The sequence below is a fragment of the Chryseobacterium sp. genome (assembly GCF_041914225.1).
Lineage (GTDB): Bacteria > Bacteroidota > Bacteroidia > Flavobacteriales > Weeksellaceae > Chryseobacterium.
Genome location: NZ_JAYSDT010000003.1, coordinates 50,589 through 73,559, shown reverse-complemented (window position 1 = coordinate 73,559; position 22,971 = coordinate 50,589). Strand labels below are relative to the sequence as shown.

Here is a 22,971-nt window from a genome sequence, read left to right as displayed (position 1 = left end):
CTTTTAATCAAAAAAAAAACTCAGTAACCATCAGTATTCTCATTTATAATAACTATAGCAGAAATGGCTATTTTAAATATTCTCAGGGCTTAATATTCCCTACCTTAGAAGTCATTTAGTAAAATTATTTTTATGGAAAAAAGAAAGATCAAAAACACTGATTTAACGATTGCACCAATTAATTTCGGAGGAAATGTTTTTGGATGGACACTGGATGAGAAACAGTCATTTGATATACTGGACCGTTTTACGGAAGCAGGATTCAACTTTATAGATACAGCAGATACATATTCATGGTGGGTAAACGGGAAAGGCGGACAATCTGAAGAAATCATCGGAAAGTGGATGAAAAGCCGTAACAACCGTAACAATATTGTTTTGGCAACAAAAGTAGGTTCACAAACAAAAGAACATGGCTTTGATATCAGCAGAAAGCATATCTTAAAATCTGTAGATGAGTCGCTGCTAAGACTTCAGACTGATCATATTGATCTCTATTATACCCATTTTGATGACGATACCACTCCGGTAGAAGAAACGCTGTCCGCTTATGATGAGATTATTAAAGCAGGAAAAGTACGGTATATTGCAGCTTCCAATCTATCGCCGGAACGTCTGAAAGCATCATTTGACGCGGCAGAAAAGAATAATCTTCCTAAATATGTTGCATTGCAGCCTCATTATAACCTGATGGAAAGAGAAGGTTTTGAGCAAAATTATGCACCTTTGGCGGAACAGTTTGATTTAAGCGTATTTCCATATTGGTCTCTCGCAGCAGGCTTTTTAACGGGTAAATACCGTAATGAGGCAGATCTTGCAAAAAGTGCGAGAGGTGAAGGCGTAAGAAAATATTTAAATGATAAAGGACTTGAGGTTTTAAAGGCTTTGGACCAGGTAAGTGCCAAGCATAATACCACCCAGGGAACCGTTTCTCTGGCATGGCTGTTATCGAATCCATTGATCACGGCACCTATTGTAAGTGCTACGAGTGCATCCCAGCTGGAAACAGTATTCAATGCGCCAAAACTTGTTTTGGATCAGGAAGATATTGATCTGCTCAATAACGCAAGCAACTAATTTTTTCGACTTTCATTATAGATTAAACAGAAATCCGTTCAATTGCTGAACGGATTTTCTTTTTATTCGACGATGCTGACCACCCCGTCAAAAATTCTTTGAATTTTCGCCACCCCTCCGGAGGAGGGGAATTGAGTTCTTCAGTTGTCCTATTGTAGGTCAATACCTAATCAGAGTATTCTTTCAGAAGCTGTCTGTAGCTCATCAATATGGATGATTTTGAAATAAATCCTATAAAATCATTATTTTCACTCACTACCGGAAGATTCCAGACACCGGTATCATCAAAAGTCTGGAGAATATCCAGTGGTTTATTTTCGCGGTGAAGAACTGCCGGCGGTGCTTTCATGATCTGGGTAACCGATTGGGAAGTTTCTATTTCTTTGTTAAAGAGATAAGGTCTTATATCATCAAGAGTAAGCACTCCCTTGAGCTTTCTGTTATCATCTACAACAGCGAAAATATTTTTATCTCCGTTTTTAACCATTTCAAACAGTTCCGTAACAGAAGCGTTCTGATTGATGGTCTGAGAGTATTGATCAATAAAATCCTCCGTTCTTAAAGCAAAGAGCAGGTTTTTATCATGTTTATTGGTAAAGATTTTTCCCTGATCTGCCAAAGATTTCAGTTCCGGGGAAATCGGGGAGAACCATTTGGCAATAAGATAAGATATCACGGAAACAATCATCAGCGGGATAAACAAATCATACCCAAAACTGGATTCAGCGATCAGAAATATTGCAGTAAGCGGGGCATACAGTACACCGCTCATCGCTCCGGCCATTCCTACCAGAACAAGATTGGTAACAGGAACATCTGTAAATCCCAGATGCTGGCACACCAGTGCAAACAAATACCCTAAAGTTCCGCCTGCAAAAAGAGACGGGGCAAAATTTCCTCCGTTTCCACCACTGAATATGGTAAAGGAAGTAGCAAAAGCTTTTAAAAGCAGAACCAGAACTAAAAATATGATAATCGTCCAGTCCCCGATTTCAAAATATCTGAAAAAACTGTTTTCAATAATAGAGTAGGTATTCCCGTTGGTAAAGGCTTTCACAGTTTCATACCCTTCCCCGAACAAAGGAGGAAAAAGAACACACAAAAGCGAAAGAACAGCGCCTCCAAACATCGCTTTGCGCATTCTTGAAAGCTGAAGTCCTTTTATGAAATGTTCCACTTTTTGAGAAATAACCACAAAATAACGGGCATATAAACCTGTAACAATCCCTAAGATAAGATAATAGGGAACATTTTTATAATTAAAGGCATCTCTGGTATAAAACCTGAAAAGCACGTCTTCCTGAAGTAAAATTCTTGACAAAAGACTTCCGCAGACTGCTGCTACCACCAAAGGAATAAAGTCTGTAAAAACCACTCCGGTCAGAAGAATTTCAAAGGCAAACATAATCCCCGCAATAGGTGCATTGAATGCTGAAGCAATCCCGGCAGTAGCACCGGCGGCCAGTAACAAAGTACGTTCTTTATAACTTAGCCTGTAGGTTTGCGCATAGTTTGAACCAATAGCAGCTCCGGTCACGGCAATAGGACTTTCCAGTCCGGCAGATCCACCTAATCCTACAGTTACCGCACTCTGTATCACCTGGGAATACATTTTAACGGAAGCCACAATGCTGGAATTCTGTGCAATCTCATACAAAATAGCTCCTATTCCTTTACGGTCCTGTCCTTTGAAAAGTGTCAGAACAATCATGGTAGTCAGAACAATCCCTAAAAAAGGGAAAACGATATAGAATAAAATCTGATATTCAAAATGTACCTTATTGGTAATAAAATAATGAATATTGTGTACCAGAGTTTTCAGGATCACCCCTGCAAGACCGGCCGTACAGCCTACAAGAATCCCGGAAAGCACAAGAAACTGGTTTCTGCTCAGTCTGTTGTTCAGCCAATGCAGAATAAGCTCATAACTGCGTGCTTTTTCCAATCCGTATTTCTGGAAATCTCTTTTAAATTTAAGGAAGCTCAGGTACTTTTTTTTGTTGTGAATTTTCACCTTGGAAACATTTTTATGCTGTTATGAAACAGATACAGCTCCGTAAATTTATGAAATATCTTACAAAAAACAGCTAAAAACAGCTTTTTCAACGTCTGTCATATCAATTTCCTCCCTGTTTATGATTATTCTGTCTTACCAGATTTTCCTGATAAAAGTAAGCCTGCAGCCATGGCCCCTATAATTCCGGCTCCTGCCCATAGCAAAGGCTTTTTAGGAAAAGAAAACAATGTTTTTCCATCTATTCCCATCTTCCCTTTGGAATGCTCTAAAACATTTCCTCCGGTTTTACTGTCTTTATTAGCGTTCTTCATCACCATACGCATCCCTGCTGAAGATACATACCGGATGACTCCGGGAACTATTTCATATAAATTTTTGAACACAATGGCAGACCAGTCCGGATAGATGACTTCTTTTGGATTTTTAGCGGCCTTTACAATTGCAGCAGCCAGTTCCCGGGGATCAAAAGAGGGTGGAGGGGTACTCAGTTTTATTCCTGAATAATTGGCAGCATGCTCTATTCCGGAAGATTTCTGAAAACCGGGATACAGCGCACAGATATGGATATCCGGAAAATCTGAGACCTCTCCCTGTAATGTTTCCACCATACCACGGACCCCGTATTTTGAGGCTGTATAGGCTGTTCCATACGGTGCCGGCATCCATCCGCCAATAGAAATATTATTAAGCAGTACTCCTTTTTTCTGCTTCTTAAAAACAGGAAGTACCGCATGAGCAGAATGCATATATCCGAGAAGATTTGTTTTAACAATCTGGTCTGTAACGTCTGCCGGAATTTCCTCAAATTTACCAAAGGCCAGCACTCCGGCATTATTTACCCAATAATCAATCTTACCACTGAATTCAAGGGCTTCCCTGACAAGATTCTGAACATCTTCAGCTACGGAAGTATCTGTAGGTACTGCAATCACGGTAGCACCCAATTTTCTGCATAATTCTGCCGTATCTTTAAGTGCATCTTCACCTCTTGCTGCCAGAACAAGATCTGCACCCTGTTCTGCAAAAGCTTCTGCCGTGGCTTTACCAACTCCGCTTGAAGCTCCTGTAATAACCACTGTTTCTCCGAAAAAAGGAGGTCTTCTTTGATTTTTCATACTATAAGATTTAAGTGTTGGTATTTGTTATGTAGTTATCCGTTGCCTGTTGTATTTCTTTTCGGGAAAAGAATAAGCCTGATGGATGGATTGTTGGTGATAAATAAACGGAACCAGTCCACTGCCAGCTGAATTTTGTTTTTGAACCCTACAAGAGGAATAATGTGAATAAAAAGCCAGGTGAGCCAGGCGATAAATCCATTAAAGGAATGCTTCGGAAGATCCACTACAGCATTATATTTTGAAATGATAGCCATACTTCCTTTATCATTGTAATGAAACTGCTCCAGGACTTTTCCATCTTCGATGCGTTTGAAATTAGCGGCAAGATTTTTACCCTGCTGGATGGCAACCTGAGCCAGCTGAGGATGTCCCTTCGGATATTTTTCTTCTGAAAGCATCAGTGCAATGTCCCCCAATGCATAAATATTATTGGTTCCTCCCACTTTATTATAGGCATCCACCAAAATTCTCCTTCCTTTTCCGAGACTGTTTTCCGGTAATCCCGGAACTTCTTTTCCGATCACTCCGGATGTCCAGATCAGCGTCTCTGTCTCAATAATGTTTCCGTCGCTTAAAATGACTTTGTTATCTGTATAATCCTTTACAGAAACATTCAATAAAATTTTTACGCCTAATTCTTTCAGTTTTTCATAAGCTGTCTTCTGAGCCAGCTGGCTCATCGGGGAAAGGAGGGTAGGCAGTGCATCTATAAGATAAAGATTGGAAAGGCCTAACTTAATTTCCGGATATTCTTTCTGAGCAATATACCTTCCCATCTCTGCAAGCATTCCTGCCAATTCCACCCCTGTCGGGCCACCGCCTGCAATAACAATGTTCTGAAGCTTTTCGGCTTCCCTGATGTCTTTGTTTCGGGCAGCTTCTTCAAGGGTCAGCAGGATATGATTTCTCAGGTAAAGTGCTTCTTCGATATTTTTCATCGGCAGGGCACATTTTCTTACATTTTCCATTCCGAAAAAGTTGGATTCTGTTCCCAGTGCCAATACCAGATAATCATACCCCAGAGTACCGGTATCCGTATCTATTGTTTTATTTTCCGGGTTTACCCTAAGCAGGCTGCCCATATGAAATTTCACATTTTTATTGTTTGAAAACAGCTTTCTGAAAGGGTAGCTGATATTGGAAGCTTCTATAAAAGAAGTGGCCACCTGATAGATAAGGGGTGGAAAAAAATGATAATTATTCTTATCGACTAGCGTTATTTTGAACCGTTTATCATTTTTGAGAGATTTGATAAGGTTAATACCCGCAAATCCTCCTCCTACGATTAGAATATGCTTTTTTCATATGAAATAATTTATTGAAATGGTGTACTGTATTTCATTCAATAACAGGACCAAAGAAGTGATAAAAGAAACATTTAACATAATATTTAAAATATCAAAAGAAGCCTTATATCTTTACTCATTAAGGATTTCAAAAGTTCGGAATCGTTCTTTACTTTTAACGTTTCCATCATATCTGCACGATGTTTGCAGCCTTTTTATAACCAACACCATAAAATATTTCAATATGAAAACAGACATTTTAACAGAAAAACACCGACTGAGAATTGGTGGAGTAGCGATCGGAACTGCTTTCGAAAATATCACAGATGAACAGGCTCATGAAATTCTGCAGGCAGCATGGAATACAGGCATCAGATATTATGATACTTCTCCATGGTACGGATTGACGAAAAGTGAACGAAGATTTGGAAGTTTCCTGAAAGAACAGGAAAGAAATGATTTTGTTTTTTCGACCAAAGTGGGAAGACTTTTCCGTGAAGTGCCTGAAGCTCAAGTTCCGCCTACCATGTGGAAAAACCCATTGAATTATGATTTCCGCCATGATTATACTGCTGATGCTGTACAGAGATCAATTGAGGAAAGCCTGGAAAGAACCGGACTGAACCATATTGATATCGTTTATATCCATGATCTGTCTGAAGACCAGGTAGGAGACCGTTATCCCTACTTTCTGGAACAGGCCAGAAAGGGTGCTTTTAAGATTCTTTCCGAGCTTAGGGATCAGGGTGTCATAAAAGCCTGGGGAATGGGTGTCAATAAAATAGAACCTATCTTAGACTGTATTGAATCTGCTGATCCGGATATCTGTCTTTCTGCAACGCAATATTCTATCCTTGAGCATGAAGACGCTGTGGACCGTCTTCTTCCTGCTGTCAGAAAATCTGGTGTAAAACTGGTTTCAGGAGCAGGATACAATTCAGGATATGTGGCAGGAAGGGAACGTTACAATTATAAAGACGTTATACCGAAAGGAATGAGTGAAAAGCGGGAACGAATGACTTCCATTGCTGAAAAGTACAGTATAAGTCTTGTTGATGCGGCACTCCATTTTGTACTGGCAGCAGATGAGTTTGCATCCATTATCCCGGGAGCCAGCAAGCCTGAACAGGTAAAAGATAATGTGGATGCCCTCAACACGGCTATTCCTGCTGAATTCTGGAAAGAATTAAAAAGTGAAAGGCTGATCTATGAAAAAGCCCAGGTTCCGGAAGAAAAATAACAGGATAGAAAATCAAATAGCGTTAGGGAACGCAATGAAGAAAAGAGTTTTTGCATGTAAAAAATATTGAAGAAATAAGGATTTTATCAGAGATAAAATCCTTATTTGCATATCATACATATCTCTAAGAAAAGACATGGTAATCAGAAATTGAATTAACAGACGCATTATATTCAAAATTTCTTCAAAATTTAATGATAGCTTTATGGCATGAAAATCCTGATTGTTGAAGACGAAGCTGAGCTCGCCAAAAGTATTTCCGAATATCTGTCCGGAGAAAGCTATCTCTGTGAACATGCCGCTACATTTGATGAAGCTATGAATAAAACAGAGGCTTTTGACTATGACTGTATTTTGCTGGACATCATGCTTCCGGATGGGAACGGTCTGAAAATTCTGGAAGAATTAAAAAAACAGCAGAAACAGGACGGTGTCATTATTATTTCTGCCAAAAATGCTTTGGATGATAAAATTGAAGGCCTGAAACTGGGCGCCGATGATTATCTTACCAAACCTTTTCATCTTTCTGAGCTGATGGCAAGGGTATATTCTGTGATCCGCCGGAAACAGTTCAGCAGTTCCAACGTAGTGAAGCAAAATGAGCTTCAGATAGATCTGTTGGCTAAAACAGTGGCAGTAAATAATGAAACGATTTCATTAACGAAAAAAGAATTTGACCTTTTGATTTATTTTATCGGAAATAAAAATAAAGTGATCTCTAAAAGTACACTTGCAGAACACCTTTCCGGAGATCTGGCAGATATGCTTGATAATCATGATTTTGTCTACGCCCATGTAAAAAACCTTAAGAAAAAGCTGTATGATGCGGGATGCGGACATTATCTTAAAACGGTATACGGAACAGGGTATAAGTGGGAAAACTAAATAGTTTTAGTGATATCAGAAGCAGATTAAACTTTAAATCCCGAACTTTAAACATTGAATCCATCATTTTGAAGCCTCTATTAACAAAAACCACAAAGCCCTTTCTCATCTATGTACTTATTGTTCTGATGATAAGCATCCCTGTGTATTACTTTGTGGTAGATACCATCTGGAAAAGTGAGCTGGATGAGCATAACCAGATTATTATAGAGAAAACAGCTTATGAATTTAACCGGTTAAAGCTTTCCGATGGCGACATGGAAAAAAGTCTTGAATTATGGAATCACATTCAGCCTGAAACCAATATTGAAAAGATATCTCCCGGTAAGATCAGAAAAGATACAGTTTATACTTATGAAAAGCAGCTGCCTTTTATTTCAGAACAAAAAAAGGAACGTTACAGATGCCTTAAAAAAGTAGTTTACCTGCACAACAAACCCTATCTGTTTACCATACAAACGAACATTGAAGAATCCCATGAAACCATAGCTGTGATTGCGATGATCACGATATTCTTTTTTGTGGTTATTGTTGTCGGACTTTTATACCTGAACAGAAAGCTGTCCTCATCCATCTGGAAACCTTTCAGAGATACGTTGGATCAGTTGAAGACTTTTAATCTTAACAGTCAGAATAACATAGAATTTCCGGTTTCCGATACTTCAGAATTTGAAGAGCTTAATCAATCCCTTTACAAACTGATTGAACGAAATGTTTCTACTTATAAGGCCCAGAAAGAGTTCACCGAAAATGCATCTCATGAGCTGCAGACCCCGCTTGCCATTATTAAAAACAAACTGGATATTTTACTTCAGGATCAGGATCTCACTGAAAAGCAATACAGAATTGCAGAAGACATCAACAAAGCGCTTACAAGAAGTTCCCGTATCAATAAAAATCTTTTGCTTCTCGCTAAAATTGATAATAACCAGTTTGACCATTCGGAGACAATTTTCTTTGATCAGCTGCTTCATCAAAGTATTGAGATTCTTGAAGAGCATTTTGAACAAAAAAACATTTCAGCCGCAGAAAATATTTCAAATGATGTAAAAGTAAACGGGAACAGTATTCTGACAGAAATATTGATCAATAACCTCATCATCAACGCCATCCGTCATACTTCTCCGGGAGGTTCTGTTTCTATAGAATTAAATCAATCTTTTTTTGAAGTTTCCAATTCAGGAACCGAAAAACTGAATACAGAAGCACTGTTCAAAAGATTTTCTAAATTTTCAGCGGACAATAACGGAAGCGGCCTGGGACTGTCTATCATACACGAAATATGCAGGCTGCACCAATGGATGATCAGCTACAGATTTGAAAACGGCCTCCATATTTTTACCGTTAAATTTTAGTTAAAAAGATTTCCGTACCCAACAATTCAGAATTTCTTCTAAATCGGATTGCACCTTTGTATAAAATATACTGAGGTATTAACTGTATTTATGAATGATTTCAGAAACATTCCAGGCTTTTAGTTCTGCAGTATTCTTTATCCATTATAAAAGTACATCAGAATGAGAATATTTAATAAAGTTGCAGCGGTTACACTCCTTTTCTGGTTAATGAAAATTGTAGCCACTACATTGGGAGAAACACTGGGAGATTTTATTTCCATGACCTTGAATTTAGGATATACTGCGGGAATTCTGATCACCCTTGTATTTTTCATCGTTATTTTGTCTGTGCAGCTCAGTGTAAAAAAATATATTCCGGCAATTTACTGGATGGTGATCATAGGAACAACGACTTTAGGTACGGAAATCTCTGATTTTATAGACAGAACACTGAAAACAGGATATCTTACCGGGAGCCTCATTTTACTCTCCGGACTTTTGCTTTCTTTATTTTTATGGTATAAAAAATACGGAAACCTTGAAGTATATCCGATTTCTGAAAAAAATAAAGAATTGTATTACTGGACAGCAATATTGTTTTCCAATAGCCTGGGAACAGCTTTTGGGGATTTCCTGAGTGATAATCTGGGACTGGGATATATGACCGGAGCTCTGATTACCGGCCTGATTATTTTAGCTGTAGTCCTGCTTCATTATTTCACAAAAATCAATCATGTTCTCCTGTTCTGGATTGCTTTTGTTTTTACCAGACCTTTTGGAGCAACTTTTGGCGATCTTTTAACCAAACCTCTGGCTAAAGGAGGGCTGGACCTGGGAACACTTAATGCATCCCTGATATCCCTTGCACTGATGGTTCTGATGATTATTATTTCCCAAAGAAAACATACCCGGGAATTACCATCCCTTCAAAACAAATAATTATACACTTCAAATAGATTTAAAAGAAAATAAAAATAGTAAAATGAATAGAACAGCCCTGTTTTTTCTCCCGTCCTGTATGATCATTTCATCCCTTGTTTCTGCACAGACAGTGTCTGTGACAGCATCAGGAAGAATTACCGACAAAAACAAAACAGCATTACCTTACGCCCATATTATTTTAAAAAAAGAAAAAGACAGCGCCTTTGCAGCCGGAACGATTACTCATGAAGACGGAAGATTTTCTCTTACCGGTCTGAAACCGGATCATTATATTCTGGAAACTTCACTCACCGGTTATAAAAAACATATACAACCCGTTTTTATTGGCAGTTTGTCCGAATTTCTGGAGATTCCTGATGTTGAACTGACTCAGGACCAGGAAAATGAGACCAAAATAGAAACGGTTACCATTACAGCCGCCAAAAAGAATGAAATAGACAGCCGCCTTGATAAAAAGACCTATTCCGTTGCAGATAACATCAGCCAAAATGGTGGTTCTGTACTGCAAAGCATGCAGAATCTGCCCGGGATTACTGTACAGGACGGTAAAGTACAATTGAGAGGAAATGATAAGGTTACTGTACTGATTGATGGCAAACAGACTGCTCTCACCGGTTTTGGAAGCCAGACAGGACTGGATAATATTCCTGCTTCTGCCATTGATAAAATTGAGATCATCAACAATCCCTCATCGAAATATGATGCCAACGGGAATGCCGGAATCATCAATATTATCATGAAAAAGAATAAGCAGAACGGCTGGAACGGAAAAGCCGGGTTTACCACAGGATTAGGCTCACTTTGGGTAAGAAAGGAAAATCTGCCCGGCATAAGACCGCAATATACGCTCACTCCCAAAATTAACCCTTCACTGGCTGTTAATTACAGAAAAAACAAGGTCAATCTATTTTTACAGGCCGATAATTTATATACTGAGACCCTTAATAAAAATGAATTTGTAACCCGTACTTATGATGACGGAACTATAATCAATTCCCAGCTGAAAAGAAACAGAAATACCAATTTCTTCACCACCAAAGCAGGAATCGACTGGACTATTGATCCGCAAAATACATTAACCATTTCTGGAATGTATGGAAGTGAAAAAATTACAGACAGGGGAGACCAGCCGTTTTTCAACGGAGATCTGTCTCAGCGGCTTCGTCTGTGGCAGTTTCTGGAGGATGAGCTGAAAACAACAGTGATGGGTACTGCTTCCTATCAGCATAAATTCAAAGAAGCCGGACATGTTTTGAATGTTGGATTCAATTATACATTTCACAGAGAAGATGAAAAGTATTTCTACGATAACTACCTTCCTGCTTCTACGGGTACTGATGCCTTCAAATTATTATCCGATGAACAGGTATATGATTTCAATGTAGATTATGTAAAGCCCTTAAAGTACGGAAGAATAGAAACCGGAATTAAGCTTCGGAACAGAAGTATTCCTACCAATATGAATTTTTTTCCGGGCGCCAATTCTGTCCTGGATGTTTCTGCAGGAGGAAAAGCCGATTATAAAGAATTGATTCCTGCCGTATATGGAAATTATGTCTTTGAAAATGAAAAATGGGAAGCGGAATTAGGACTGCGGGTAGAATATGTAAAAATTCAATATAATGTCAATCCTAACCATCCTACGTATAAAAGCGATGGATACAATTATACCCAGCCATTCCCGAATTTCAGGCTTGCTTACAAACTTGATGATCACAACAAGTTCTCTGTTTTTTACAACAGAAGGGTAGACCGCCCCAACGAAGTGGATATCAGAATTTTCCCTAAATATGATGATGCAGAGATTATTAAGGTAGGGAATCCGGCATTACGTCCTCAGTTTACGAATTCTGTTGAATTGGGCTACAAACACAATTGGGATAACGGATATTTATATTCTGCACTGTATCATCGTTTTGCCAACGGAACCATCACCAGAATTTCAAGTATTGTCCCGGGCAACACACTTATCTATGCGATATTCCAGAATGCAGGAAAGAGTTATAATACCGGTTTGGAAACAATATGGAACCAGAAAGTATCAGATGTATATTCTTTCAATGTTAATGGAAATCTATACCGTAACCAGATCAACGCATTTACTGTACAAAACCTGTATCCTCAGCCTAATACTTTTTCAGCCGACCGACAGACTGCTATCTCAGGGAATGTCAAGATGAATAACGTTTTCCATTTTCCAAAAGGACTGGATATGCAGTTTACCCTGGTGTATCTGGCATCAGACATAATTCCACAGGGAAAAACAAAGTCAAGATTTACAATGGATGCAGGAGTGAAAAAAACGATTCAGAAAGGGAAGGGCGAACTGTTTATGAACGCTTCGGATCTGCTCAACACAATGGTAATCAGGAAGTCTGTTCAGGGGACCGGATTTGCCTACACAAGCAATGATTATTACGAAACCCAGGTAATCCGTTTAGGATACAGCTATAAATTTTAATACAGAACTGGATAACTATAATGTGATTTAGGATGAAAAAGCACTTTCAAAAAACGCTGATTTATATAATGGTTTTGAGTTCAGCCATTGGCAGGATCAATGCCCAGAATACCAATGATACGATATCAGTTCAAAAACCTGTAGAGGACAGTATTATCACCAAAGATGCCCGAAAAAGCACTCTGAATTATAAAAGCCTGATTATTCCTGCTGCATTCATTGCTTATGGAGTAGCAGGTTTAAGCATGAAAAACCTGAAAAGCCTTAATCAATCAACACGATTTGAAATCAACGAGCATCAGCCTGCACGGATAAAACTGGATAATTATACCCAATATGCTCCGGCAGTAATGGTATACGGACTTAATGCCATGGATATAAAAGGAAAGCATAATCTGAGAGACCGCACCATTATTTATGCCTCTTCACAACTGATCGCAGCAGCTTTTACCATGCCTTTAAAATATCTGGTAAAAGAAGAAAGACCTGACGGCTCCAATACCTTATCGTTTCCTTCAGGACATTCTGCTACAGCATTTTCTTCAGCACAGTTTATGTTCAGGGAGTATAAAGACACTAATTTCTGGCTGAGCCTTTCAGGATATCCGTTCGCGGTTTTCACGGCCGTATACAGGATGCTGAATGATAAACACTGGCTGGGGGATGTTGTAGCAGGAGCCGGATTTGGAATCCTTTCTACAGAACTGGCCTACTGGCTGTTTCCAAAAATTGACAATTTACTGAGGGGGAATAAAAATAAAAAAACCTTATCATCTACTATGATCATGCCTTTTTATCAAAATAACACAGTGGGAATAGGACTGGTGAAAACCTTTTGATATAAACATTCTTAAAAAAGCTTTGCTCTTTATTGAACAGAGCTTTTTTATACCACCTTTGCTTTACGGATTATTTTGGCCAATAAACTTGGAAAAAACCTCTTAAGATAGACAGCCATCACTTCTTTTCCTCCTATTGCTTTTTGTTTTTTCTGTTTCTGAATGGCATTCAGCATTTTTTCTGCAAAAATATCCACCGGCATTCCGTTTTTCGTAGCATCATCCATGGTCCCTTGTAATGAGCCGTCTCCGGTGACAGCATTAATAGAAATGTCAGTCTGTATAAAACCCGGACAGATAATAGTAATCATGATATTCTGATTGAATAATTCTGCCCGTAAAGCATCAAAAAAGCCATGTAACGCATGCTTTGCCCCGGCATATCCGCTCCGCATCGGAGCTCCGAATATTCCCATCAGGCTGGAGACTACAGCAATCTGTCCTCCTTTATTCCTGATCATATAAGGAACAACTGCTTTCGTAAGGGCTACTGTTCCGATATAATCAATATCAATGAGCTGCTTATCTACCTCAATATCCGTTTCCATCGCCAGAGAACGCTGTGACAGTCCTGCGTTATTAATAAGAATATCAATCTTTCCAAATTGTTCTGTAGCCTTTTTTGCAATATCAGGCATATCCTTATAATTTTTGAGGTCTAAAGGAATCACCGCATACCGGTCAATACTCAATCCTGCTTTTTCAGCCACGGAATGCAGCTGATCTTCTTTTCTGGAAGACAGAATGATTCTGGCACTGCTGTTTTTCGCCAGGTTTTTTACCAAAGCTTCTCCAATACCTGATGATGCGCCGGTGATCCAGATGACCTTATGATCGAAATAACTGCTCATATCTGCTCATTATTTTATTTAAGTCCGGCAATATACTTCCCGGCTTTCATTCCGGAGAAAATACATCCTCCTAAAAAAGTGCCTTCCAGCGCCCGGTAGCCATGCATTCCACCGCCACCAAAGCCTGCTGCTTCTCCTGCAGCATATAATCCTTCAATAATACTGTCATCATCTCTTAAGACCTGTCCGTTCAGATTCGTTTTGATTCCGCCTAAAGTTTTACGGGTTAAAATATTGAGGCGTACAGCAATTAAAGGTCCGTTCTCAGGATCTAAAATTTTATGGGGAGCCGCTACACGACCCAACTTATCTCCTAAATAATTCCGGGTATTCCTGATATAATTAACCTGGGTATCTTTTGAGAATTTATTATCCAGCTCCCTGTCCCTGGCTTCGATCTGGGATTTTATTTTATCATATTTCAGGAGGTTATTTCCGGCCAGTTCATTCATCCTTTTAACAAGATCTTCCAGATTGTCCGATACAATAAAATCTTTCCCATGTTCTTTAAATGCTTCCACAGGGCCTGGTGCTTTTTTACCAAAGATTCTTTTCAGAAAAAGAGGATAATCTTTATTGGTAATATCAGGATTCTGTTCTGAACCCGAAAGCGCAAATTCTTTTTTGATAATTTTCTGGGTCAGAATAAACCAAGAATAGGAAAATCCGGTTTCCTGTATGTATTTTAAGGTTCCCAACGTATCAAATCCCGGAAGAAAAGGAGCAGGGAGACGTTTACCTTTTGCATCAAACCATAAAGATGAAGGCCCCGGTAATATTCTGATTCCATGATTCGGCCAGATGGGATCCCAGTTCTGCAAACCTTCTGTATAATGCCACATCCTGTCAGGATTAATGATATGAGCCCCTGTATTTTCTGCAATACCGATCATTTTACCATCTACATAAGCAGGAACACCGCAAACCATATTTTCAGGGGCTTTTCCCAGCCGTTCAGGCCAGTTTTTCCTTACCAGCTCATGATTGGCACCAATTCCTCCTGAAGCAATAATGATGTTCGGGGCAGCATATTCAAATGATGAAATTACATTTCTATTAGTAGCTGCGCCTCTTTCTTTAGTATCATCTTCCAGAATATCTCCTTTCAGTCCTTTTATCTTTCCGTTTTCTGTTATAAATTCCGTCACTCTATGTCTGAATTTCATCTGCAGCAAACCTTTGTCCCTGGCTTTATAAGCCTTCTCCACAAAAGGCTTTACAGCTCCTGTACCGGTTCCCCAGCTCACATGAAAACGGGGCACAGAATTCCCATGGCCTGTTGCCGAACCATCGCCACGCTCTGCCCAGCCTACCATAAACATCAGCCTGATCCCGAGCTTAGAAATGTATTGATACTTTTCACCGGCAGCAAATTTCAGATAGGCTTCAGCCCATTGACGCGGCCAATAATCTTCAGGACGGTCGAAACCGGCGGTTCCTTTCCAGTCCTGTAAAGCCAGCTCATAAGAGTCTTTGATTCCCATTCTTCTTTGCTGGGGCGAATTGATCAGAAAAAGCCCTCCGAATGACCAGAAAGCCTGTCCTCCGATATTCTGCTCCGTTTCCTGGTCCAGGAGCTGTACTTTTTTTCCGGCATTGGTAATTTCCATCGCAGCAGTAAGTCCTGCCAGTCCTGCACCAATGATAATGGCATCAGGCCGGAATGTTTCTTCCATGGGTTAAAATGTTTGAATGATACTAAGCATAAATGTATAAAATTATTCGGAATCAGATTGAAAATAAGAAAAATTAAAGCATGCAGCGTATAACGCCGGACTGAACTCTGAACTTTTCATCTTATATTTGTGAAAAATAGAAGTATGAAGTATTTGTTCATTATGTTTTGCCTTGTCTGTTCGGTTTTCAGCCAGGCACAGCAAAAACAGGATCCGTGGAAAGACAGCCAGCTGATGGATCCGGCGTTACTGGCTTCCAGAATTGAAAAGCATAAGACAAAAGATCTCGTAATTATTTCAGTAGGTCCTGAAGCGATTATTAAAGGTTCTGTAGATATTGGTCCCACTCATGAGCCTGAAAATCTGGAAAAACTGAGAAATTATCTTAAAGATGTCCCGAAAAGCAGAGAAATCGTAATCTATTGCGGATGCTGTCCTTTTGTAAAATGTCCTAATATCCGTCCTGCTTTTGCATTACTGATGGAACAGGGCTTCAAAAATGCGAAGCTTTTAAACCTTCCCAAAAATATCAAAACAGATTGGCTGGATAAAAACTATCTAACAAATGACTAATATGAAGACCTGTTTTACAATATTATTTTTACTGTTTCTTTCAGGTTCTGCTGATGCCCAAAAAGCAATAGAAATAGGAAAAAAAGCACCTGAAATTACAATGACCAAAGCAGATGGAACAGCATTTTCTCTTTCATCACTAAAAGGGAAAATTGTCCTGATCGATTTCTGGGCAACATGGTGTGCTCCATGCGTTGAAGAACAGCCTGAGCTGAAAACATTGTATGATACATACTCCGATAAGGTAAAGAACAATCAGTTTGAAATTCTCGGGATTTCTTTGGACAGGAATAAAGAAAGCTGGCAGAAAGCAATTGACAGGTTCGGTATCAAATGGATACAGATCAGTGATTTAAAATTCTGGAAAAGCCCTGTCGCAAAGCTTTATGAAGTAGATGAGCTTCCTTTTAACATCATCATTGACGGTGAGGGAACCATTTTAGCTAAGAATCTTCATGGCAAAGACCTGGAAGAATTTTTAAAGAAAAATTTATTACAGAACTAAACTTTTATAAACCATAAAGAGCAGAAATCATACTGCTCTTTATTTTTATACCATTGTACTTTTAATTATGCTTACAGATATTATTGCCAATCATCTCGATGTTATTTTTTGTGGAATCAATCCGGGATTAAAATCATCCAATGACGGCTTTCATTTTTCCGGAAGGAGTAACCGTTTCTGGAAAGTTCTTCATCAGTCAGGTTTTACACCTTATGAGATAGAAGTGGTAAATGATATCTCTCTTCTGGATTTCGGATATGGATTGACAACTGCTGTAGCAAGAGCAACCAATCGCGCAGATGAGCTTTCAAAAGAAGAATTTGACGAAGCCCTTGAAAGTTTTATATCTAAAATAACAAAATATCAGCCTAAATATGTAGCTTTTCTTGGTAAAGCAGCCTACAAGGCCTTTTCTAAAAAGAAAGAAATTCTTTGGGGAGAGCAGCCTGAAGACTTCTGTGGAGCAAAAGTATGGGTTTTACCCAACACCAGTGGTCTGAACCGCGGGTTTACTCTTGACAGTCTGGTTACTTATTATAAAGAATTTTATCATTCTGTTTATGAATCCTGATATTATGCCTTATTCGGTTTGCTCACATACTTATTTCCTTTTACAAAGAAACGCCACGGTAAAAGGGCGTCTTCCTCTGCATAAGCAACACCTATACGCGGTCCTGAAATTATTTCATCCGGTTGATATACGATGCCGTGATCTTCGATCCAGATTTCATTTTCCGTTAATTTCTTCCTGTTAAATGAACGGTCAATTCCTAACGCTTTGGCTGCAGATCCCGGTCCCGCAGAAATAAAAGGCTTGGAAGCCGGCATATTTCTCCTGAGTTCCATAATTTCTTTACCGATCAAAGGCTCAACAGCTCTTACGAGAACGGCATGAGGCTCATCTTCAACAGAGGTCACCACATTGAAAAGGTGATGAATACCGTAACATAAATAAACATAGGAAACTCCGCCAGGATTGTATAACGTTTCAGTACGGTCTGTACGCCTTCCGCCATAGGCGTGGGAAGCTTTATCTTTAACTCCGAAATAAGCTTCGGTTTCCACAATGATTCCCGCTGTAGTTTCACCGTCGATTTCAGTAAAAAGTACTTTTCCTAAAAGGTCCCGGGCCAAAAAAAGAACATCCTGATTGGAATAATAGGAGAGTGGTAGTTTCATGAATGATTTTAGAAATTATTCACTCAAATTTAGTGATAATCCTGTAAAAATGAAAACCTCCGGAGCCAACAAAAGATACCACAAAAAGTCACATTTCATAAAATAGTGATTAATTTGGCATATCCATTGTTTCTTTCCATTTAACATCATTCACACCACTATAAAAAAATATAGGTTTTGACACTTTTATTCCCTGGAGAAATCCAGGGAATTTTGTTGAAAAGAGGTGTATTTAAAATAAAAAGGTCCCACATCACTGTGAGACTCTTTATAGTTTAGTTATTTTGCTCCCGGAGGGCAGTGTTCTTTCAGAAATTTTGTAAACAGGGTAGCAAGATGCAGTGATGTTCCTTCCCCTTCATTAATGGAATGTGTGCGGTTAGGATAAGACATCAGCTGAAACTGTTTGTTGTACTTTACCAGCTCATTGATATACACTTCTGTATTCTGGTAATGTACATTATCATCGCCTGTGCCGTGAACCAGTAAAAGGTTTCCTTTTACATTTTTAGCATAAGCGAGCGGGGAACCATTAACAAAGTCTTCTCTGTTCTCCTGAGGAAGCCCCATATAGCGTTCCTGATAGATATTATCATAGAATAACTGGTTGGCAACCGGTGCAATCGCAATTCCCGTCTGGTATATATCAGGATATTGTCCTAAAAGGTTCAGGGTAGAAGAGCCACCGCCGCTCCAGCCCCATACGGCAACTCTTGATGTATCAATATACGGCCATTTTGCGAATAAAGCTTTAGCTCCCATTGCCTGATCACGGATATTCAGCTGTCCTATTTTACGGTAAATCGATTTTCTCCATTCACGCCCTCTTGGTGAGGGTGTTCCGCGGTTTTCAAGGGAAACATATAAATAGCCGTCTTCAGCCATATTCCCTGTATATAATCCATTCCAGCCTGTGTAGAAACTGTCTGTTACCGTCTGCATTGCAGGTTCTCCATATACGGTAAAAACAATAGGGTATTTTTTATTCGGATCAAAGTTTTTAGGCTTTACTACCCATCCGTCTAATGTAATCCCGTCCTGTGTGGTAACCTGGAAAAATTCCGCTTTAGACATTGCAGGATCTGCTTTTGCTGATCTTTTGGCAGCTACCAATTCTTTATGTTCCGGAAGAGATACTATGGAACCTATTGAAAGGGCATTGATGTTATCATTGGTAAACATTGCGATCTTTCCGTTAGGGGAAATCTTGTAGTCATTAGAACCTGTATAGATTTCAGGAGTTACTTTTTGCGCTTTTCCTCCTTTCATACTTACTTTATACAGGTATTTCTGTGTGGCATTGTTAGGTGAAGCCAAAAAATAGATCTGCTTATTCTGAACATCAAAAAATTCGGGTTTTATAACATCGAATGCTTCTTTTGTAATCAATGTTTCTTTACCGTTCATATCTATTTTATAAATATGTCTCCATCCGTCCTTTTCAGAAAGCCATAAGAATTCTTTTCCATTATCAATCCAGTCCCATCCGCTCGGATCATTATCATTCCAGCGGGATTTTATATCAATCCATGCAGCATCTGTTTCCGTGTAGATCGTCTTACTGTTTCCTGAACTTGCATCCGCCACAATAATTTTACTTTGATTCTGTTTTCTGTTCAGTTGCTGCAGAATAACAGATTTCGAATCCAGTACCCATTCCATTCTGGGAATATAATGCTGTATTTCGTCCCCTGCAATATCTGCTTTCTTTGTAGATCCTGAAGCAAGATCATAAAACCAGATACTGCATCCGGAAGGGTTTTCACCAACTTTCGGGTATTCTACAGGAATGGTAAATGAGTACAGACTATCGGTATTATTAATCATCAGGAAGTTTTTTGTCCCTCTTGCGTCCAGTTTCCAGTAAGCAATTTTGTTACCGTCAGGAGACCATCTGAAGCCATCCTGAGTTCCAAATTCCTCTTCATACACCCAGTCAAAAGTACCGTTGATCATTCCATCCGTGCCATCCGAAGTGATCTTTGTCTGCTGATTGTTTGAAAGATCTTCGATATAAATATTATGCTTAGATACATAGGCTACTTTTTTACCGTCCGGTGAATATTTTGCAAACATTAATGAAGAAGCCGGCAAACCTTTTCCAAGCTGAGTAAGCTTTTTGGTATTTTTGTCAAAAATCCAGTAGTCTCCGCGGGTATTATCTCTCCATACTTTCTTTGTATTGGCAAAAAGCAATAAACTTTTCCCGTCCGGAGAAACCTGAAAGCTCTGTACCTTCAATGCTTCAGAACTTCCTGCAGGAATCAGTTCACTGTTGCTTAAAAGTGTCTGGTCTTTTCCGGGATGCAGTACATCAACAACTTCAACCCCTTTTTCAGTAAATGAGTAATAAGCATTGCCATCAGGAGTCCATTGTGTCTTCTGTGCTGCTAGTGGCGATAAGCACAGAAAATAGAGTGCAATGGCTGTTAGTTTCTTTATTTCCTTCATAAATAATATTTGAATTAAGCTAAATGTTCAGTTCTGTAATTTTCAATTTCTTCTACGGTTTTGATCAGTCCGTTTCCAAGTAGCCTATAGCCATTGTCTGTAACCAGAAAATTATCTTCTACGCGGATACCTCCGAAATTACGGTATTCATTTACTTTATCATAATTAATAAAGTCTGCATTTTTATTTTCAGCCTGCCACATATCAATTAATTCCGGGATCATATAAATACCTGGCTCAACCGTAACTACAAATCCTGATTCAAGGGCTTTTCCTAAACGTAAAGACTTAAGACCGAATGTTTTGGTATCTTTCGGTTCTTCTTCAGTATAACCGATGTACTGTTCTCCGAGATCTTCCATATCATGCACATCCAATCCCATCATATGCCCCAGTCCGCACTGGAAAAACAGGGTATGGGCATGGTTTTTTACAGCGTCTTCAGCGTTTCCCTTCATCAGTCCAAGATCAATAAGGCCTTCTACCAGATGCTGAGCAGCTTTCAGATGAATATCTTTGAAACGAACACCAGGTTTCAGAAGCTGCTGGGCATTATTGAAAGCATTCAGCACTACTTCATACATTTCTTTCTGCTTTGTGGTAAAAGCTTTACTTACAGGAAATGTTCTGGTAAGATCACCGGCATATCCCATTGACGTTTCTGCCCCGGAATCATTGAGAAAAAGATCTCCCTCTTTTAAAGTGTTGAGACGGTAATGATTATGCAGAATACCGCCGTTTATAGTAACAATCGGAGGATAGGACATCTGGCACTCTTTATTCGCAGCAAGATACTGGATGGCATTGGCAATTTCATATTCTTTCATTCCCGGTTTTGCAAGGCGCATGGCCAGCAGATGCATTTCATTGGAGACATTCACAGCCTGTTCTATCTGTACTATTTCCTGAGGTTCTTTGAATGATCTTTGCTTTACAATTGCCTTGATCATTTCCACAGAAGGCTGCAGGTCCGGAATTTTTATCCCAAGAAGATCTGAAAGCAAAATTTTATTGGAAGGCTGATACGGAGGAAGATAATGCACTTTTCTGCCTGAGGTCTGTACCTTTGAAACATATCGGGCAAGTTCTGTGTAAGGTAACGTTTCCTGAACACCGGATTTCAGGCTTTTTTCCTTAAGGGTTTCCTGCCTTCCCATCCATACAATTTCATCTATACTTAGCTCATCGCCGAAAATGATGGTTTTATTTTCATCAATATCAATAATGGCTGCTATACGGGGTTCCTGGATCCCGAAGTAATATAAATAGGTGCTGTCCTGACGGAAATAATAAGGATTGTGCTCAAAATTCACAGGATTCTCTATATTTCCCAGAAATAATAAAATTCCGCTCGCTACATTATTCTGTAGCACGGCTCTTCTATCTTGATAAGTTTGTGCTGAAAACATATTATGAATAGTTTTTATTTTAAAGGTTTAAATTTACAATTTTGTACCATAAATAAGTCTTTCTTGTTTAAAATAAAGAACATGCAAAGGTTGGATTTTAAAATAATATTTAATGTTCATATTTTGCTTAACTTCAGCAATATTTTAACCTAACGCATATTTTATATAGTAAAGCAGCCTAACCATGAAAAGTCTTCAATTCTCTGTTCCAGCCGACACCAACAAGAGTATCCGAATCCAGGAAGATATTATGCCTAATTTCTATCCTTATTTTCACAGACATACAGAAACACAGATCATGTGGATCATTAAAGGACGGGGAACATTGGCCATAGAGCAGAATCTGTTTAATTTTGAAGCGGGTGACATTTTTTACCTGGGAGCCAATCAATCCCATGTTTTCAGAGGCAATTTTGAAAAAAATGAAAAGCAGAAGGTTCATTCCATCTCTATTTTTTTTGATCCTTATAAAAAGATCGCTGCATTTTTCGACTTACCGGAATTTGAAGAACTTAAAAATTTCATTACCCATTCAGAGGTTGGTTTCCAAATCGCTCCTAAATTGAAAACAAGTATCGGAGAAAACATTGCGGCATTACAAAAAACAGAAGGAGTAGAGCAGATTATAGATTTTATCAGGATTCTCAACCATCTTATGCAAAACAGGCATCTACATATTCCTTTGTCTTCAGAAAAGAATCTGCCGAATCATATTTCAGACTATGATCAAAGAATTATAGATGCCCAGACCTTTATTAAGAAGAATTTTACCCAAACTAAACTTACGCTTGACCGTATTGCCCGGGAAGCCTGTATGACTCCTCAGGCTTTTTGCAGATCTTTTAAAAAACGAACCGGAATCACCTATATTGAATATCTTAATGAACTCCGTGTACAGCGAGCCTGCAGATTATTGACATCCAGCAATATGTACAGTATCTCTTCTGTAGCTTTTAATAGCGGATTCAATAGTCTTACTAATTTTAACCGGGTTTTCAAGTCTATCATGAAATATTCACCTAAAGAATACCTTAAACACTATAAAGAAGCCACTGTAGAGCAATAAAAAACAACCTGTTAAAATACGGTTAGAATACATTAAAATATTAACATTTACCGTTTTAA

General features: G+C 38.9%; 19 protein-coding genes. 11 read left to right on the top strand and 8 right to left on the bottom strand.

Features of this window, described 5'->3' with window-relative positions:
* Positions 1–132: 132 nt before the first annotated feature.
* The gene (locus ACE3RB_RS02265; RefSeq protein WP_374462700.1) at positions 133–1,077 is read left to right on the top strand and encodes an aldo/keto reductase; all 945 of its coding nucleotides are present in this window, start codon (positions 133–135) and stop codon (positions 1,075–1,077) included.
* Between the two features lie 166 nt (positions 1,078–1,243).
* Here the strand turns inward: ACE3RB_RS02265 and ACE3RB_RS02260 are convergent, their stop codons facing one another.
* From ACE3RB_RS02260 to ACE3RB_RS02250, 3 genes are all read right to left on the bottom strand, one after another.
* Positions 1,244–3,091, bottom strand: a complete 1,848-nt coding sequence (locus tag ACE3RB_RS02260) for a chloride channel protein (RefSeq protein WP_374462699.1) — start codon at positions 3,089–3,091, stop codon at positions 1,244–1,246.
* A 125-nt stretch (positions 3,092–3,216) separates the two neighbouring features.
* Positions 3,217–4,209 (bottom strand): SDR family oxidoreductase, encoded by a 993-nt coding sequence (locus ACE3RB_RS02255; RefSeq protein WP_374462698.1) that lies wholly within the window; start codon positions 4,207–4,209, stop codon positions 3,217–3,219.
* A gap of 35 nt (positions 4,210–4,244) precedes the next feature.
* Complete coding sequence (locus tag ACE3RB_RS02250; protein WP_374462810.1) at positions 4,245–5,504, bottom strand: NAD(P)/FAD-dependent oxidoreductase; 1,260 nt, start codon at positions 5,502–5,504, stop codon at positions 4,245–4,247.
* A gap of 238 nt (positions 5,505–5,742) precedes the next feature.
* Here ACE3RB_RS02250 and ACE3RB_RS02245 point away from each other — a divergent pair, with 238 nt between their 5' ends.
* The 6 genes from ACE3RB_RS02245 (at position 5,743) to ACE3RB_RS02220 (ending at position 13,202) form a co-directional block, all read left to right on the top strand.
* A complete protein-coding gene (locus ACE3RB_RS02245; RefSeq protein WP_374462697.1) occupies positions 5,743–6,738 on the top strand; it encodes an aldo/keto reductase in 996 nt (331 codons plus the stop codon).
* A gap of 210 nt (positions 6,739–6,948) precedes the next feature.
* Entirely contained in the window at positions 6,949–7,623 is a 675-nt protein-coding gene (locus ACE3RB_RS02240; RefSeq protein ID WP_374462696.1) for a response regulator transcription factor, read from the top strand.
* 68 nt (positions 7,624–7,691) lie between these two features.
* Positions 7,692–8,978 carry a sensor histidine kinase gene (locus ACE3RB_RS02235; protein ID WP_374462695.1) on the top strand — a complete coding sequence of 429 codons (1,287 nt, stop codon included), beginning with the start codon at positions 7,692–7,694 and terminating at the stop codon, positions 8,976–8,978.
* Between the two features lie 162 nt (positions 8,979–9,140).
* Positions 9,141–9,899: a hypothetical protein gene (locus ACE3RB_RS02230; RefSeq protein WP_374462694.1), complete on the top strand. Its 759-nt coding sequence runs from the start codon at positions 9,141–9,143 to the stop codon at positions 9,897–9,899.
* A 43-nt stretch (positions 9,900–9,942) separates the two neighbouring features.
* On the top strand, positions 9,943–12,363 hold the full coding sequence (locus ACE3RB_RS02225; RefSeq protein ID WP_374462692.1) for a TonB-dependent receptor domain-containing protein: 2,421 nt from the start codon (positions 9,943–9,945) through the stop codon (positions 12,361–12,363).
* A 68-nt stretch (positions 12,364–12,431) separates the two neighbouring features.
* Positions 12,432–13,202 carry a phosphatase PAP2 family protein gene (locus ACE3RB_RS02220; RefSeq protein ID WP_374462691.1) on the top strand — a complete coding sequence of 257 codons (771 nt, stop codon included), beginning with the start codon at positions 12,432–12,434 and terminating at the stop codon, positions 13,200–13,202.
* Between the two features lie 47 nt (positions 13,203–13,249).
* On the opposite strand, the gene ACE3RB_RS02215 is transcribed toward ACE3RB_RS02220, so the two are convergent.
* Together ACE3RB_RS02215 and ACE3RB_RS02210 are read right to left on the bottom strand one after the other, a co-directional pair.
* On the bottom strand, positions 13,250–14,053 hold the full coding sequence (locus ACE3RB_RS02215) for an SDR family oxidoreductase (protein WP_374462690.1): 804 nt from the start codon (positions 14,051–14,053) through the stop codon (positions 13,250–13,252).
* Positions 14,054–14,067: 14 nt separating this feature from the next.
* A complete protein-coding gene (locus ACE3RB_RS02210) occupies positions 14,068–15,729 on the bottom strand; it encodes an FAD-binding dehydrogenase (protein ID WP_374462689.1) in 1,662 nt (553 codons plus the stop codon).
* 144 nt (positions 15,730–15,873) lie between these two features.
* On the opposite strand from ACE3RB_RS02210, the gene ACE3RB_RS02205 reads away from it, so the two are divergent.
* The 3 genes from ACE3RB_RS02205 (at position 15,874) to mug (ending at position 17,378) form a co-directional block, all read left to right on the top strand.
* Positions 15,874–16,302, top strand: a complete 429-nt coding sequence (locus ACE3RB_RS02205; protein ID WP_374462688.1) for a rhodanese-like domain-containing protein — start codon at positions 15,874–15,876, stop codon at positions 16,300–16,302.
* A gap of 1 nt (position 16,303) precedes the next feature.
* A complete protein-coding gene (locus ACE3RB_RS02200) occupies positions 16,304–16,807 on the top strand; it encodes a TlpA family protein disulfide reductase (RefSeq protein WP_374462687.1) in 504 nt (167 codons plus the stop codon).
* A 67-nt stretch (positions 16,808–16,874) separates the two neighbouring features.
* The gene (gene mug / locus ACE3RB_RS02195; RefSeq protein WP_374462686.1) at positions 16,875–17,378 is read left to right on the top strand and encodes a G/U mismatch-specific DNA glycosylase; all 504 of its coding nucleotides are present in this window, start codon (positions 16,875–16,877) and stop codon (positions 17,376–17,378) included.
* A gap of 2 nt (positions 17,379–17,380) precedes the next feature.
* On the opposite strand, the gene ACE3RB_RS02190 is transcribed toward mug, so the two are convergent.
* The 3 genes from ACE3RB_RS02190 to ACE3RB_RS02180 form a co-directional block, all read right to left on the bottom strand.
* Complete coding sequence (locus ACE3RB_RS02190; RefSeq protein WP_374462685.1) at positions 17,381–17,986, bottom strand: DNA-3-methyladenine glycosylase; 606 nt, start codon at positions 17,984–17,986, stop codon at positions 17,381–17,383.
* 279 nt (positions 17,987–18,265) lie between these two features.
* Entirely contained in the window at positions 18,266–20,437 is a 2,172-nt protein-coding gene (locus ACE3RB_RS02185) for a S9 family peptidase (RefSeq protein WP_374462684.1), read from the bottom strand.
* Between the two features lie 14 nt (positions 20,438–20,451).
* Complete coding sequence (locus ACE3RB_RS02180) at positions 20,452–21,846, bottom strand: aminopeptidase P family protein (protein ID WP_374462683.1); 1,395 nt, start codon at positions 21,844–21,846, stop codon at positions 20,452–20,454.
* A 184-nt stretch (positions 21,847–22,030) separates the two neighbouring features.
* On the opposite strand from ACE3RB_RS02180, the gene ACE3RB_RS02175 reads away from it, so the two are divergent.
* Positions 22,031–22,912: an AraC family transcriptional regulator gene (locus ACE3RB_RS02175; RefSeq protein ID WP_374462682.1), complete on the top strand. Its 882-nt coding sequence runs from the start codon at positions 22,031–22,033 to the stop codon at positions 22,910–22,912.
* The last annotated feature ends 59 nt before the right edge of the window (positions 22,913–22,971 follow it).